Annotated in this window: 10 protein-coding genes and 1 other annotated feature; of the genes, 7 read left to right on the forward strand and 3 right to left on the reverse strand. The window is 38.5% G+C overall.

All coding sequences use genetic code 11. From position 1 onward, the window contains the following. Positions 1 to 16: 16 nt before the first annotated feature. Together yidC and LG377_RS05180 are read right to left on the reverse strand one after the other, a co-directional pair. A complete protein-coding gene (gene yidC, locus LG377_RS05175) occupies positions 17 to 988 on the reverse strand; it encodes a membrane protein insertase YidC (RefSeq protein ID WP_225743618.1) in 972 nt (323 codons plus the stop codon). A gap of 74 nt (positions 989 to 1,062) precedes the next feature. Then, positions 1,063 to 1,434 carry an acylphosphatase gene (locus LG377_RS05180; protein ID WP_225743619.1) on the reverse strand — a complete coding sequence of 124 codons (372 nt, stop codon included), beginning with the start codon at positions 1,432 to 1,434 and terminating at the stop codon, positions 1,063 to 1,065. Between the two features lie 174 nt (positions 1,435 to 1,608). Here LG377_RS05180 and LG377_RS05185 point away from each other — a divergent pair, with 174 nt between their 5' ends. From LG377_RS05185 to LG377_RS05205, 5 genes are all read left to right on the forward strand, one after another. Then, entirely contained in the window at positions 1,609 to 3,945 is a 2,337-nt protein-coding gene (locus LG377_RS05185; protein WP_225743620.1) for a DNA translocase FtsK, read from the forward strand. A gap of 318 nt (positions 3,946 to 4,263) precedes the next feature. Further along, on the forward strand, positions 4,264 to 5,334 hold the full coding sequence (locus tag LG377_RS05190) for a BMP family protein (protein ID WP_225743621.1): 1,071 nt from the start codon (positions 4,264 to 4,266) through the stop codon (positions 5,332 to 5,334). Positions 5,335 to 5,611: 277 nt separating this feature from the next. Beyond that, entirely contained in the window at positions 5,612 to 7,165 is a 1,554-nt protein-coding gene (locus tag LG377_RS05195) for an ABC transporter ATP-binding protein (protein ID WP_225744632.1), read from the forward strand. Then, entirely contained in the window at positions 7,152 to 8,240 is a 1,089-nt protein-coding gene (locus LG377_RS05200) for an ABC transporter permease (RefSeq protein ID WP_370632563.1), read from the forward strand. The genes LG377_RS05195 and LG377_RS05200 overlap by 14 nt, the downstream gene beginning before the upstream one ends. After that, on the forward strand, positions 8,237 to 9,193 hold the full coding sequence (locus LG377_RS05205; protein ID WP_225743623.1) for an ABC transporter permease: 957 nt from the start codon (positions 8,237 to 8,239) through the stop codon (positions 9,191 to 9,193). Before LG377_RS05200 ends, LG377_RS05205 begins: the two co-directional genes overlap by 4 nt. Positions 9,194 to 9,234: 41 nt before the next feature. Here LG377_RS05205 and LG377_RS05210 read toward each other — a convergent pair whose 3' ends face one another. Further along, positions 9,235 to 9,834, reverse strand: a complete 600-nt coding sequence (locus LG377_RS05210; protein WP_255612761.1) for a class I SAM-dependent methyltransferase — start codon at positions 9,832 to 9,834, stop codon at positions 9,235 to 9,237. A 247-nt stretch (positions 9,835 to 10,081) separates the two neighbouring features. Here LG377_RS05210 and LG377_RS05220 point away from each other — a divergent pair, with 247 nt between their 5' ends. Together LG377_RS05220 and leuS are read left to right on the forward strand one after the other, a co-directional pair. Then, positions 10,082 to 13,969: a LysM peptidoglycan-binding domain-containing protein gene (locus tag LG377_RS05220; protein WP_305067551.1), complete on the forward strand. Its 3,888-nt coding sequence runs from the start codon at positions 10,082 to 10,084 to the stop codon at positions 13,967 to 13,969. 100 nt (positions 13,970 to 14,069) lie between these two features. Beyond that, positions 14,070 to 14,291, forward strand: a binding site (T-box leader). A 68-nt stretch (positions 14,292 to 14,359) separates the two neighbouring features. Beyond that, a complete protein-coding gene (gene leuS, locus LG377_RS05225) occupies positions 14,360 to 16,780 on the forward strand; it encodes a leucine--tRNA ligase (RefSeq protein ID WP_225743624.1) in 2,421 nt (806 codons plus the stop codon). Positions 16,781 to 16,810: the final 30 nt, after the last annotated feature.

The following is a 16,810-nucleotide window of genomic DNA, read 5'->3' on the forward strand; positions in this document are numbered from 1 at the left end:
CTCTTTTTTCTCTATATTATTTCTTTTGTTTACCTTCATTGCGTCTGTTTTTATTTTCGAAAGGACTTGATGATTTTCGATTACGACTAGAAGCATTGTTTGAAGAAGTGATTCCAGTAGATGGTTCTACTTTTTCAGCCGTTTTACGAGCTCTTGGCTTACGGGCAACGACTTGTACTTCACCGTGTTTCTCTTTCAATTCCGCTTGAATTTTTGGCTTGTAATAAAAAGTTGTAATCGCAGATTGCGCAATCGCGACAAATCCACCAACTAACCAGTAAAGTCCCAATCCTGCTGGACTGGTGAAAGAGATAACCATTAACATGATCGGGTTCATTAACATCATCGTGTTCGATTGTTTTCTTTGTTCTTCAGGCATGCCCAAGAGCATAACTCTAGATTGTGCGTAATAGACAGCTCCAGTCAATAGTGCAAGAGGGATACTAGCAGTACCCAATTCAATTCCTAAAAATGTAGCGTTCTGAATGGATTCTGACATACGAATCGCTTGGAACATAGCAGTGAAAACGGGCATTTGAATGAGTAGTGGTAAACACCCTGCAACGCCACCGAGCATATTCACATTATTTTCACGATAGAGTTCCATTAGTTCAGCTTGAAGTTCTTGTTTTTGTTTAGGGTCAGTTGATTCTTTCATTTCAGCTTGGATTTCATCGGCTGCTGGTTTTACAACAGACATTTTAACTTGTTGTTCCAGTGTCGTACGTTGTTGCTTGATACTTAATGGCAAAATCAGAATACGAACGATAATCGTAATGGCAATAATGGCTAGACCATAACTACCTAAAAGATTATAAAGTAATTCAATGAATTGCTGTGTAGGGAGTACAAGATAGTCAAACAAGAATTGTGATATAGCTCCTGCGGGTTCTCCGGTTGACTGATCAATTCGGATACATCCTGACATGAAAACGACTAAGGATAGCATTCCGAGAGAAAGTATCCATTTTTTTGCTCTATTTTTCAAAATAATTCAATCCCTTAAGTGAGTTAGTATTATTAAAACGCCAATTCTCACTATACCTTATAAAGTAAGAGATTTCAATTGGACTGTGAAAAATTTGATTTTTCTTCAATGTTTTGATCGAATTTAACCACAACTTTGTCAACTTTAGCAGAAGGACTAGGCCCTTTACTCACTGCATCAATAAATTTGTCTATTTGATCGGGCGAACCAACCGCCTCAGAATAAACAGTTCCGTCGGGTTCATTTCTTACGATACCAGTGACACCAATCTCGTCAGCTGCTTGTTTAGTTGTAAACCGGAACCCAACTCCTTGAACGCGTCCAATTACTTTAAGAGAGACTTTGTCTTTATCTACATCAGTTTGGCGTTCATTAATATATTCAACTGTCCCAGCTTCTGTATTTTCCTGTCCTTTTTTAAATAAATCATCAAATATTGATCCCATGTAAATTCCTCCTAAAAGTTTTATTATCTTGATTTTACAGGTAAATAAGATCAGACGTCAAAAGTTACGTCGGTATAGAACACGATTAAGTTCTTTAAAAAAGAACGAACTTCCGTACCCCTTGTTTTCATGATATAATTAATAGGAAAAGAATAGAATTAGAGGAGTAATTTTATGGCACAGGCACGTAAAAGGGGAAGACCTAAAAAGAAACAATCCAAAGTTTCTTCAGAACTTGTAGGCATTATCATATTGATTATAAACTTTTTAGCAATTGGGCAATTCGGGTTTGTAGGCCGTTTCTTTGCCAATATTTTGCGTATTTTCGTGGGAGAAACCTACATAGTTGTATCGTTTGTATTTATCTTGATTGGAATTTATCTATTAATCAAAGGAAAGAAACCAAGCTTGAAGAGTCAAAGATGGCTCGGAGGATTCTTACTTTTTTGTGCGCTCGTCGTATGGCAGCACGCGCAATTGTTTTCTCCAATCATGAATGCTAATGTCAATATCATCAGTGCGACTTGGCGGATGTTTGTTCCGCAGTTTACTAGTGTGACGATAGGACAAAGTATTGGTGGCGGCATGATTGGTGCTGTTCTTTATGCAACGAGTTATTTCTTGTTTTCTTCAGTTGGGACTTATCTAATGATGGCTATGTTCATCTTTATAGGAATTATGACGATGTTTCAATTATCTTATAAAAACCTTCTTGATCGTCTCCGTTTATTTGGAGGCGCCTGTTTTAAAGCTGTAGGAAACATAGTTAATACAATCAAAGAAAAACAAAGCACTAGAAAGAAAAACAAAAAGAAAAAACCTCAAAAACCTAAGAAAAAAAGGTTAGAGAAGCCGGGACTAGAAGAGTCAGAAACTAATGGACTTCAGGTAGAAGCCCAAGAAGATACTAAGGCACCATTAATAGATGAAACTGAATCAGATGATGTTCTAGCTGGTCAGATGGCTTTAAAAATCGAAGGATTCCAGCAGAATACTAAAGTGGAAGAACCTAAAGAAGAAGCTGTGAGTTCTGAAACAGGAACAGTTGATTTTGAAATCGGAGAAGAAGAGAATGAACAATACAAATTACCTCCGATTTCGTTACTGAATGTCAGAGAACCTGCGGACCAATCAGATGAGTATTCGATTATCCAAGAAAACGTTAAAAAATTGGAAGAAACTTTTGAAAGTTTTGGCGTGAAAGCAAAAGTCACAAAAGCCAACCTTGGTCCAGCGGTAACGAAATACGAAATTCAGCCAGCAACTGGTGTGAAAGTAAGTAAAGTAGTTGGATTGACAGATGATATTGCACTCGCACTTGCGGCTAAAGATATTCGTATGGAAGCACCGATTCCAGGTAAAGCTCTGATTGGAATTGAAGTTCCGAACTCAGAAGTAAGTATGGTTTCATTTAGAGATGTGATCGAAGGGCAGACCAATAACAAGGATCAGCTGCTTGAAGTTCCATTAGGTAGAGATATTGCTGGAAACGTCGCAATGGCTGATTTAGCTAAAATGCCTCATTTGTTAGTAGCTGGAGCGACTGGATCAGGTAAATCAGTTGCAATCAATGGAATTATCATCAGTTTGTTGCTTAAAGCGAAGCCGAACGAAGTGAAATTGATGATGATTGATCCTAAAATGGTTGAATTGAACGTCTATAACGGGATTCCACATTTATTGACTCCGGTTGTAACGAATCCTAAAAAAGCTTCACAAGCATTGCATAAAGTGGTTCAGGAAATGGAAAGACGTTATGAACTCTTTGCTGCTAGTGGAACAAGAAATATGGCCGGATATAATCAATTCGTCAAGAAAAAGAATGAAGAAATGGAAGAAGCGCTACTGCCACTACCTTATATTGTTGTTATCGTAGATGAGCTTGCTGATTTGATGATGGTGGCTTCTAATGATGTAGAAGATTCTATTACAAGACTAGCTCAAATGGCAAGAGCTGCCGGGATCCATATGATTCTTGCGACTCAAAGACCTTCTGTAGATGTTATCACTGGAATTATCAAAGCAAATGTACCTTCGAGAATAGCCTTTGCTGTTTCAAGTGGAACAGACTCTAGAACAATTCTAGATGGAAATGGTGCTGAAAAACTGTTGGGTAGGGGAGATATGTTATTCCAGCCGATGGGCGAGAATAAACCGAACCGAGTACAAGGTGCCTTTATCTCTGATGAAGAAGTAGAAGCGATCGTTCACTTCGTTAAGGAACAGCAGGAAGCTAACTATGTAGAAGAAATGATTCCGAAAGATGAGCCAATCGTCAGTCAAGGAGAAGCCGAAGACGAATTATATGACGAAGCAGTGGCTTTAGTTGTAGATATGCAAACAGCAAGTATTTCGCTACTACAAAGAAGATTTAGAATTGGGTATAACAGAGCAGCACGAATTGTCGATGAAATGGAAGACAGAGGTGTCGTCGGACAATCTGAAGGCTCAAAACCTAGAGAAGTACTCATTCAGCCTGAAATGGATTCAGCGGAAAATACTCTAGAGTGAAAATGAATATAACGTAAAGAATGTAGAGAATATGACAAAATCTCTACATTCTTTTTTTGTGCAAAAAGCTATAGAATATGAAAAAATCCGGTATCATTTTCCGAACGTACGGGTATAGAGCGGTTTCATGTGAACGTTTTGGATCAGTTGCTCATTAATTAATCGTATTTAGGCTTTATTTTTCTTTACAAAAATGTTACTATTAATTCGAGATAAGAAACAAAGAATTGTGAAATGAATTTGGTGGATTAAGCAGATTCTGTTAAATACTGATTCAGGAGCAACTCTACATACAATTTTAATTGGAGGAATTTCGTAATGACTACTAAATTAAGAAATCTTTTTGCAATTGGAGCATCTGCTATGCTATTAGCAGCTTGCCAGGGACAAGATGCAAGTGATACAGGCTCAACACCTGCTGATGATACTACTACCCCAGATACTGAAGAAACAGCTGAATTCAAGCTTGGTATGGTAACAGATGAAGGTGGCGTGGATGACCGTTCATTTAACCAATCAGCTTGGGAAGGTATGCAAGCTTGGGCTGATGAAAATGGTTATGGAGCTGATGCAGTAGATTACTTCCAATCAAATGATGCACAAGATTTTGTACCGAATTTGAATCAAGCAATTCAAGCAGAATTTGATATCATTTACGGAGTTGGCTTCCAATTAGCAGAAGCGGTTGAAGATGTTGCAAGTAGCAATCCTAACCAACACTTTGGGATCATTGATTCAGTGGTTGAAGCGGATAATGTTATTTCATTGAACTTCCGTGATAATGAAGCAGCTTATCTAGTAGGTGTTGCAGCTGCACACACGACTGAAACAAATAAAGTTGGATTCATTGGTGGGATTGCTGGACCGGTTATTGATAAGTTCGAAGCTGGATTTGTTGAAGGTGTTAAATCAGTAGATCCTGCAATCGAAGTAGAAGTACGTTATGCTGAATCTTTCTCTGATGCAGCGATTGGACAACAAATTGCTGCTGGTATGTACTCTGCAGGAGCGGATATCATTTATCATGCATCTGGAGCTGTAGGTAACGGCGTGTTCACAGAAGCGGCTGACTTAATGGAATCAGGTTCTGAAGAACAATTATGGGTTATCGGAGTAGACCGTGATCAAGAAGAATTGGGTGAATACTCAGGTGGAAACTTAACCTTAACTTCTTCTCTTAAAGGCGTAGGAGCAGCAATTCAATTGGCTTCAAACGAAGCAAGAGATGAAGGCTTCCAAGGTGGAGAAAACTTAATTTATGGTTTAGCTGAAGACGGTGTTGGTGTCACTGAAGGTAATATGTCTGAAGAAGCTTGGACTGCCGTTCAAGAAGCTATGGAATCTATCATTAGTGGAGACATTGAAGTTCCAGAAACTCCTGGAGAGTAAGATTCGTTCACTCTGTTAAAGACGATTTGAAATTGAATAAAAGAGCGCTGGTCGTGTGACCGGCGCTTTTTTAGAGCGAAAAACTCAATACAATTAGTGATTAGATAATATGAATTTTTTAGCACAATATCTTGAAACGAGTCTTTTTTCGAATGAAATACTTCAAAGAAGCTTGAATACGGGTTCATGATGTAAGATAATGAGAAAACATCAGAATCAATTTAAATAATTTGAATGAGGAGGCCATCTTTTGTCTGAATTACAACACGTTATTGAGATGAGTGGGATCACAAAAGAATTTGGAACATTTAGAGCAAATGATAATATCCATTTAGATTTAAGAAAAGGTGAAATTCATGCACTTTTAGGTGAAAATGGTGCAGGTAAATCTACTTTGATGAATATCTTGTCTGGTTTGTTAGAGCCGACTTCCGGAGAAATTAAAGTGAACGGTAAGTCTGTGAACATATCATCCCCAGATGTAGCAAATGAATTAGGTATTGGTATGGTGCATCAACATTTTATGTTGGTGGATAAATTTACTGTAGCTGAAAACATTATGCTAGGCAGAGAAAAAACAAAATTTGGATATATTGACCGTAAAAAGGCAGAAAAAGAAATCCAGGCTTTGTCAGACCAATATGGTTTAAGAGTAGATCCTTCTGCACGTGTGGAGAATATTTCTGTAGGGATGCAACAACGTGTAGAAATTTTGAAAACACTTTACCGTGGAGCAGATATTCTTATCTTCGATGAACCGACAGGGGTTTTAACACCTCAAGAAATTCAAGAGTTAATGGGGATTATGAAGAAATTGGTCAATGAAGGTAAATCAATCATTTTAATCACACACAAGCTTGATGAAATTAAACAAGTATCCAATAGATGTACCGTTATCCGAAGAGGAAAAAGTATTGATACGGTTGATGTAGCTGTAACTTCGCAACAAGAACTTGCTGACATGATGGTAGGACGTTCCGTATCCTTTAAAGTGGATAAAAAGCCTGCTAATCCATCAGGAACCGTTTTGAAAGTTAATGACTTAACTGTAAAAGAAACACGAGGATTTGATGCAGTAAAAAATATTAGCTTTGAAGTACAGGCTGGAGAAATTCTTGGAATTGCAGGGGTAGATGGAAACGGTCAGTCAGAACTGATCCAGGCTTTGTCTGGACTTACTAAATCAAGTAATGGAAGTATCGAATTAGATGGCAAAAACGTAACAAACCTGAAACCAAGAAAAATTACTGAAGCGGGACTGGGTCATATACCAGAAGACCGTCAGAAATTTGGTTTGATTTTACCGATGACTTTGGAAGAGAATATTGCACTGCAAACATACTACAAAAAGCCATTTAGTAAGCATGGATTCTTGAACTATAAGGAAATTAAAATACATGCGAAAAGATTGATTGAAGAATTTGATGTTCGTACACCTAGTGAAGAACATTCAGCTGCCTCTTTATCTGGGGGAAATCAACAAAAAGCCATCATTGCTAGAGAAGTAGACAGAGATCCTGCTTTATTGATTGCAGCACAACCAACTCGTGGATTGGATGTTGGAGCCATCGAGTATATTCATAAGCGATTAGTTGAGCTTAGAGATAATGGAAAAGCCGTTCTCTTGATGAGCTATGAACTGGATGAAGTCATGAATGTTTCAGACCGAATCGCAGTTATGTATGATGGGAAAATTATTGCAATCGTTAATGCTAAAGATACAACAGAATCAGAATTAGGCTTACTGATGGCTGGAGTTTCCTTAAGTGATGCACAAGATCAAGCCGAACAAAAAGGAAAGGAGAAGGATGTAGTTGATTCGACAAAGTAAAGGTTTTTTAAATAGTTTAATCGTTCCTATCATGTCTATCTTGTTCGGATTTTTATTTGGAGCCATCCTTATGCTGGCATTTGGATATAATCCAGTTGAAGCTTACAGAGCAATGATTGTCAGCGTCTTCCAAAGTCCCTATTTCATTGGAGAAGCACTTAGACAAGCAACTGCACTAACCTTCACAGGATTAGGGTTTGCATTGGCTTTCCAAGCGGGTTTCTTTAACATCGGTATTGCTGGACAAGCTTTAGCTGGTTGGGTGAGTGCCGTTTGGGTTGCATTAGCATTTCCTGATTTACCTAGAATTCTTTTATTAACGCTGAGTTTAGGTGTAGGATTGCTTGTTGGTGCAATTTGGGCATCGATTGCTGGTTTCTTACGTGCTTATTTTGGAACTAGTGAAGTTATCGTTAGTATTATGCTTAATTATACAGCCTTGCAAGTGACCAATTATCTAATCCGAAACGTTCTATCTGAAGCTGGAAATACAACAGCAAGAGTTGGTGAAAATGCCAATATGGGATTCCAGTGGTTGTCTACTTTAACACAGAATTCAAGATTAAATGTGGGATTCTTTATTGCTATCGTCGTAGTCATTCTTTACTGGGTATTCATGACAAAAACAACTGCCGGTTTTGAAATTCGCGCAGTTGGATTAAATGCTTCTGCTTCAAAATATGCTGGAATGAGTGCTGAGAAAAATATTATTTTATCTATGTTTTTAAGTGGTGCTTTAGCTGGTTTAGGTGGGGCTGTTCACGGACTCGGAACATTTGGAAACATCTTTACTCAAGGTGGGTTACCAGATATCGGATTCAATGGTATCGCGGTTGCTTTACTTGGACTAGGCAATCCTTTTGGTATTTTCTTCTCTTCTATTTTATTCGGTGTTTTAAACATCGGAGCTGGATTCATGCCGAATCAGGCAGGTGTGCCAGATGAAATGGCCAATATTGTCATAGCTGCTATTATTTTCTTTGTAGGCGCTAATTATATTATTCGTTATTTTATAGATAAAAGAGCAGCAAAAAAACAAACTGCTAGCTCAACTTCGCAAGGAGGAGACGTATGAACGCATTAAGTATCATTCAACTGATTGTTTCAAGTTCGTTAATCTATGCAGCTCCATTAATACTCACAGCTCTTGGTGGAACGTTTTCTGAGCGAAGTGGTGTCGTGAATATCGGTCTTGAGGGTATCATGGTTATGGGTGCTTTCATGTCTGCAGTGTTCAATATTCAATTTGCTGCAACTTTCGGAGGGTTGACTCCATGGATGGGCTTACTCGCAGGAGGGCTTATCGGTGTGCTGTTTTCTATCATTCATGCAGTAGCGACAATTAACCTTAGAGCAGATCATATTATTTCCGGTACAGTTATCAACTTAGCTGCACCGGCGTTAGGCGTCTTTTTGACAAGAGCCATTTTTGGAGCTGCTCAAACAGGTCCATTACCTGAGTCATTTGGTAGAACGAGTATTTTCTTACTTAATCGAATTCCAATTATTGGACCGATTTTCTTTGAAAATACTTCAGGACCAGCATATTTTGGTATCGTAGTAGCAATCCTTTCTTGGTTCATTCTATTTAAAACAAGATTTGGACTAAGACTTCGTTCAGTTGGGGAACATCCTCATGCTGCTGAGACATTGGGGATTAAAGTTTATCTTATGAAATACTCTGGAGTTTTGATTTCAGGATTACTTGGAGGGATGGGTGGCGCGATTCAAGCTCAAGCGATCTCTAATGAGTTTGGTATTTTAACCATCGCTGGTCAAGGTTTTATCGCTATGGCCGCAATGATTTTTGGTAAATGGAATCCATTAGGTGTTATGGGTGCTGCGATATTCTTTGGTTTTGCACAAAGTCTAGCGCGTATCGGTACGTATATACCGATTATTCAAAATATACCAACAATTTGGTTACTAGTTATGCCATACTTATTGACAATCATTGTGCTTGTAGGCGTAATTGGAAAATCAGAAGCACCAGCAAGACTTGGACAAACCTATATTAAAACAAAATAAACGAAAGCCACATCCCATATCTCAGGGGTGTGGCTTTTTACTTACCGTTTTTTCTCAATAGCTATGAGAAATGGAGGGGTGTTTTTTTGATTCATAAATCCGTACCTAAGCACAGAGTAATCTTCTTGAGGGAGTGTCTTTAGATAAGACTCAACAGCGTTTTTTTCTTCTTGTCCACCATCATGTCCGTAGTAAACCATAATAACAACTAGTCCACCAGGAATTAAGCTATCTAAACTTTGTTCTATTGCAGACAATGTTGTATCAGGAAGCGTAATGATGGTTTTATCACTCTTTGGCAAGTAGCCGAGATTGAAGACCACTGCTTGAATCGCATCCGTACCTATATAGTTCTTTATCTGTTCATGACCATCGTGAATCAATTCAACTTGATCTTTCAGTCCAGTTAAAAGAACTTTTTTCTTCGTTTCTTCAATTGCAGAATCTTGTATATCAAACCCATAAACTTTTCCAGTTTTTCCGACAAGTTGAGCAAGTTTGACTGTATCATGACCATTTCCAACGGTTGCATCAATAACCGTGTCTCCATATGAAATAGAATCTGATAAGAGCTGATGGCAAAATCTTAATGGCGAAAGTAACATGATATCCGACCTTTCTTGAATCATATTCTTGTTCATAAAGTGTTCCCTTATCTTTTGTATAAACGGAACAGGATTAACCTTTAATGAAGTTGACTTACAATAATGTATTAGCTTAATCGAATCAGCTATGCGTGTTTATAATCTGTTCGGTTTCCTACTGTTACAGTCATATGACATTTACAAAAAGACTTACTTTTTTGTTCCTTTCATCCGATACTAACGGTATAATATGAGGACAAAGAAACTATTTTTAACTTGTTTTTTTGAGAGGGGTATTAAATAAATGATAAACCAGAAAGATATGTTAGATTCTTACAAAAACAGCGCAAAGAAGCGCTCATTGAAACTGACCATGTCTTCAAGCATTCTAGCTGGGGTCGTGGCCATTTCTGCATTTGGTGAAGCTGTCCACGCAGAAGAAATGGATCTAAATAAAGAAGAAATCCAAGCACTATATGACCAGTATAATGAATTACAAGCAACTGTCAAAGAGCAGCAAACATTAGCTCCAGAAACAGAAGCAACTGAATTAACTGAAGAAGTGCCTACCAGTGACGAACTTGAAGAACTCTCTTTCGTTAAGTCTCAACTAGTTAGAATGATTGAACTGGCTGGCGGAGAAAGTTTATTAGCTCAACTCAATGTTGAACAATTATCTACAGACGACTTAAATACTGCATTTGAAGCATTACTTACTTATCAACTAGAACAATCTGAAAGTGCTGAACGCATTGTTCAAGAAGAATTGACGGAAACTACTGAAACCGAATCTGTTGAAACAACAGAAAACATAGTAGAAGACACTGTCGTCGAAAGTATAGAAGTTACAGAACCTGAAATAAATGAAAGTGCTAAAGAAGAAACTGAAGATGTCATTGTAGAAGAAGTTTCCGCTTCAATTGAGAATAAAACAGCAGAAATAGCTGTTATTGAGTCAAGTGAAAAAGGAACTGTAGAGTCTACAGTTGAAACAGAAGCATTAAATGAAACGGTTCAAGAAGAAGTAGAAGAATCCCAAGAATTTGAAACACCTGTTACTGAGGTCGAAGAATCGATTGAAGAAACAGAAAAAATTGAAGTAGTTGTACCTGAAGAAGAAGTGAAACCAGAAACAAAACCAGCTGAAGAAAAGCCAGCTCCTAAACCAGCTGAAACAAAACCGACTCCAGCTCCGGCAGAAAAACCTGTTGTAGAAACGAAGCCTGAGCCAAAACCAGAAGTGAAACCAACTCCAACCGTTACTAAGCCGGAAGTTAAAGCAATTGTTCATACAGTTAAATCTGGGGACACATTAAACAAAATAGCAAAATCTTATAATACAACTGTCAACAACTTAGTTGCTTTAAACAAAATTTCTAATCCTAATAATATAAAGATTGGACAGAAGATTGCGATTAACCAAGCGGGTGTCAGTTCTACTCCTGCATCTTCAAATGGGTCAGCAACAAGCACTGGTAATTTGAGTCAAGCGAAAACAACTTCTGAATTTATCAATCAAATTGCTGGTCACGCTCAAAGAATAGCTAAAGAAAATGGGATCTATGCTTCAATCATGATTGCTCAAGCAAGTCTAGAGTCTGGTTATGGTAAAAGTACTTTATCATCTCCGCCAAATCATAACTTATTCGGAATCAAAGGCTCTTATAACGGACAATCTGTTGCGATGCGTACAAAAGAGTACTATTCTAGTACAGGCTGGATCACGATAACAGATAATTTCAAAAAATATCCTAGCTATGCAGAATCTCTTGAAGATAATGCTAGATTAATCAGAAATGGTACAGGATGGAACAGTGAATTCTATTCTGGAGCATGGATTGAAAGAACCAACTCCTATAAAGATGCTTCTGCTTGGCTGCAAGGTCGTTATGCAACGGATCCTAGTTATGCGAACAAGTTGAATAATATTATTAGCTTATATGATCTTACTCGTTTTGACGGAAATTGGACAGGACCAGTAGAAACAGGTAATGGCGGTTCAAGTACTGTTAAACCAGTTCAACCAACAACACCAACAACAGGTAACAATACTAGCGGTCAACACACAGTCGTTAGGGGAGAAACTTTAACGTCTATTGCTAGAAAATACAATACAACGGTAGCTGCGATTAAATTAGCGAACAATTTAAAGAGTGACTTGATTTTTGTGAACCAGAAATTATCTGTTTCCGGAGCGACATCTGGGGGATCTTCAAACAATGGATCAACCACGCCAGCACCAACTCCAGGTAACAGTCAACAAACCGGTTCATCAAGTTATACAGTTGTTAGAGGGGATACGTTGACTTCTATTGCTAGAAGACATAACACATCCGTTTCTTCCATTAAATCTTTGAACAACTTGAAGAGTGACTTGATCTTTGTGAATCAAAAACTGGCTCTATCTGGGTCAACTTCAAATAGTGGGTCAGTGACACCAGCACCGATCCCTGGAAGTAACCAACAGACTGGTTCATCAAGTTATACAGTTGTTAATGGAGATACATTAACGTCTATCGCTAGAAGACACAATATATCTATTTCATCTATTAAATCACTGAACAATCTTAAAAGTGATTTGATCTTTGTAAACCAGAAGTTAACACTTTCAGGAACATCACAAAGTGGATCGACAACACCAGCATCAAACACAGGAAATAGTCAACAAACAGGTTCGTCAAATTATACAGTGGTTAGTGGAGACACATTGACTTCTATCGCTAGAAGATTCAATACAAACGTGTCGTCGATCAAGTCATTGAACAATCTTAAAAGTGATTTGATTTTTGTAAACCAGAAATTGGTCTTAGCTGGAATGTCAACAGGATCAGTTTCTAACCCGGTATCTCCTACGACACCTACTGTATCTAATTACACAGTGGTTAGTGGAGACACGTTAACATCAATCGCTAGACGTTTTGGTACATCAGTATCTGCTATCAAATCAGCAAATAATTTGAAAAGCGATGCAATCTTTGTAAATCAGACATTGGCTTTAAATGGCCAAAATGCGGGTAGTTCAACTACTCCAGTCGTCAATAACGGAAGTTCTCAAGGAACAACGACTTCAAGCTACACTGTAGTAAGTGGAGATACGTTGACGTCCATTGCAAGAAGGTTTAATACAACAGTGAATGCTATCAAATCACTTAATAACCTGGAAACAGATCAAATTCTTGTGAATCAAAAGTTAACAGTTTCTGGTAAAGCGTCAAGCACGCCGGTAACGAACAGTCCGAGCGTTTCTGCACCTACTGAGACTGTTAAATCAACTTATACGGTTGTTGCAGGGGACACGTTGTCTGGAATCGCTAGAAAGTTCAATACTTCGGTTTCTACAATTAAATCATTGAATGATTTAAATAAGGATACAATCTATGTGAACCAAAAATTAACAATCAATGGATCTAAAGCACCAGTTGCGCCTACACCAGTCGTTATTGCTCCTGTAGCACCTAAGCCAGTCTTAGGACAATATAGTGTGGTTGGTGGAGATACGTTAACTAAAATCGCGCGTCAATTCAATACTTCTGTGAATCAATTGATGCAAGACAATAACTTATCATCTAGTAATATCTTTGTCGGTCAGACATTGAACGTTGCTGGGGCTAAAGTAACACCTAAACCAGTAATACCAGCACCAGTTACGCCTAAGCCGGTTAACGAACAGACAAGTAGTATCGTTGTCTCTGCTGGAGACACATTGTCCGCTCTAGCTGCTAAATATGGAACGACTGTAGCACAGATCAAAGCAACAAATAGACTAGAATCTGATAATATCTTTGTTGGTCAAGTACTTGCTATACCAGCAGGAAGAACACAGACGGTATCGACTCCTGTAGTCTCGAAACCTGTGTCTCAACCAACACAAGTTGTTTCTAATCAGTACGTTGTTCAATCAGGAGATTCACTATACAAAATTGCGCTTCAATTCAATACAAGTGTTGCACAGATCAAAGAGTGGAATAACTTAACGAATGATACAATCTTTGTGAATCAGCGTTTATCTGTTCAATCTACTGAAAAAGTAGTTGAACAAAAAGCACCTGTAACTAAGAGTGGATATGTCGTTGAAAAAGGCGATACACTTTCTGGAATCGCACTTAAATTCAATACAACTATTCAACAATTAAAAGAGAAAAATGCACTAGATTCTGATGTTATTTACGTAAACCAGAACCTATCTGTATAAATTTTAAAGCAGTAGATCGGCAATACCGACTACTGCTTTTTCTTTTTTTCGGTCAAATAGCTATTGCGACAAGGCAAGGGTTTTGATAAGATATAGACTAATAACTACTTTGAACAGGAATAGTAGGTTTTTCCTTTTTGATAGAGAGCACATGGTTGGTGGAAATGTGTACAGAGGTAAACTGAACTCGCCTGGAAGTTGTTCGAGTGAACGGAGTCTAACAGGATTCTATTAATTCGATCCGTAAATCTGCGTTAAAGATTTGAGACTGCAAAATTTGCAGTGAATATTAGGTGGTACCGCGAATTGATTTGCCCTATAAATTATACAATTGTATAGTTTATAGGGCTTTTTTAATAGCAATTATTCGAAAAAAAGGGGCGTAATGTAATGTCATTCAATCATAAATCAATGGAACCAAAGTGGCAAAAGTATTGGCAAGACAATCATTCTTTTAAAGTAACGGAAGATGAGGACAAAGAGAACTTTTATGCATTAGATATGTTTCCTTATCCTTCTGGACAAGGACTGCATGTAGGACACCCAGAAGGGTATACAGCTACAGACATCATCTCGCGTATGAAACGCGCACAGGGATACAATGTTTTGCACCCGATGGGATGGGATGCTTTTGGACTTCCTGCTGAGCAGTACGCGCTTGATACAGGAAATGATCCGGCGGAATTCACTGAGAAAAATATTCAGACATTTAAACGTCAAATCAACGCTCTTGGATTCAGTTATGACTGGGAGCGAGAAATCAATACGACTGATCCTGAGTATTATAAGTGGACGCAGTGGATCTTTATTAAGTTGTATGAAAAAGGACTGGCTTACGAAGCAGAAGTGGCGGTTAACTGGTGCCCGGCTTTGGGGACGGTTCTGGCGAATGAAGAAGTCATTGATGGGAAGTCAGAGCGCGGTGGACATCCGGTTTACCGTAAGCCAATGAAACAGTGGATGCTAAAAATCACGGCTTATGCGGACCGTCTTTTGGAAGATCTTGAAGAAGTTGACTGGCCTGAACACATCAAGGATATGCAACGAAACTGGATCGGTAAATCTGAAGGCGCGAATGTGACGTTTAAGGTGAAAGATTCAGAACTTGATTTCACTGTGTTTACGACTCGTCCTGATACTTTGTTTGGTGCTACGTATGCAGTGCTTGCTCCTGAGTCTGATTTGATCCAACAGATTGTTTCAGAAGATCAGAAAGAAACTGTCGAAGCATATATTAAGGATGTTAGCATCAAGTCAGATCTAGAAAGAACGGATTTGAACAAAGATAAATCAGGTGTATTTACTGGAGCTTATGCTGTGAATCCGGTCAATGGTGAAGAGCTTCCGATTTGGATTGCAGATTACGTTCTAGCTTCTTACGGTACAGGCGCAATTATGGCGGTTCCTGCACATGACGAACGTGACTTTGAGTTTGCTCAAAAATATGACTTGAAGATTATTCCGGTTCTTGAAGGTGGTAATGTGGACGAAGCTGCTTATACAGAAGATGGAAAACATATCAACTCAGATTTCTTGGATGGAATGAACAAAGAAGAAGCGATTTCAAGTATGATTGAATATCTAGAAAAAGAACAAGTTGGCGAGAAAAAGATCACTTACCGTTTGCGTGACTGGTTGTTTGCTCGTCAAAGATATTGGGGAGAACCCATTCCTGTTATTCACTGGGAAGATGGTACGACGACGACTGTTTCAGAATCAGATCTACCAATTGAATTGCCAAAAACAGATAAGATTCAGCCTTCTGGTACTGGGGAGTCTCCTCTAGCGGTTATTGAAGACTGGGTGAACGTAGTGGATCCTGAAACCGGCTTGAAAGGTAAAAGAGATACGAACACAATGCCACAGTGGGCAGGTAGTTCGTGGTACTTCTTGAGATTTATTGATCCGAAAAACACAGAACAGTTAGCTGATCCAGAAAAATTGAAAAAATGGCTACCAGTAGATCTTTATATCGGTGGTGCAGAGCATGCGGTTCTTCACTTGTTGTATGCGCGTTTCTGGCATAAATTCCTTTACGATCTTGATATTGTTCCAACAAAAGAACCGTTTCAACGTCTGTACAATCAAGGAATGATTCTTGGTGCTAATAACGAAAAAATGTCTAAATCCAAAGGGAATGTTGTTAATCCTGACGATGTCGTTGAAGAATTTGGAGCAGATACATTACGCGTTTATGAAATGTTCATGGGTCCACTGGATGCTGCTATCGCTTGGAGCACAGATGGCCTTGAAGGATCTCGCAAATTCCTTGACCGTGTTTGGAGATTGCTCGTTGATGAAGAAGACAAACTAAGAGACCGCATTACAACAATCAACGATGGGTCACTAGACGTGGTCTATCATCAGACAGTCAAAAAGGTCACACAGGACTTTGAAAATCTACAATTCAATACAGGGATTTCTCAGTTGATGGTCTTTGTAAATGCGGCCTATAAAGCAGAAGGACTACCGATTGATTACATTAAAGGATTCCTTAAAATGCTTGCCCCTGTTGCGCCGCATCTTGGAGAAGAGCTATGGAGCCGCATTAGTCAAACGGGTGAAAGTATTTCGTATGAAGCTTGGCCAACTTACGATGAAGCCAAACTGGTTACGGATGAAGTAGAAGTTGTCTTCCAAGTTAATGGTAAAATCAGAGGAAAAGCAACGGCCTCTAAAGACATTTCAAAAGATGATCTTGAAAAACTGGCATTGGAAAATGATAATATTAAAGAAAACCTAGAAGGTAAGACAGTCCGTAAAGTGATTGTAGTACCAGGTAAACTCGTTAATATCGTTGCTCCAAATTAGATCTATCGGTTTAGTTTGATTTTTGATTAA

Origin of the sequence: Marinilactibacillus sp. Marseille-P9653 (assembly GCF_916618885.1) — a bacterium.
Classification (GTDB): Bacteria; Bacillota; Bacilli; order Lactobacillales; family Carnobacteriaceae_A; genus Marinilactibacillus.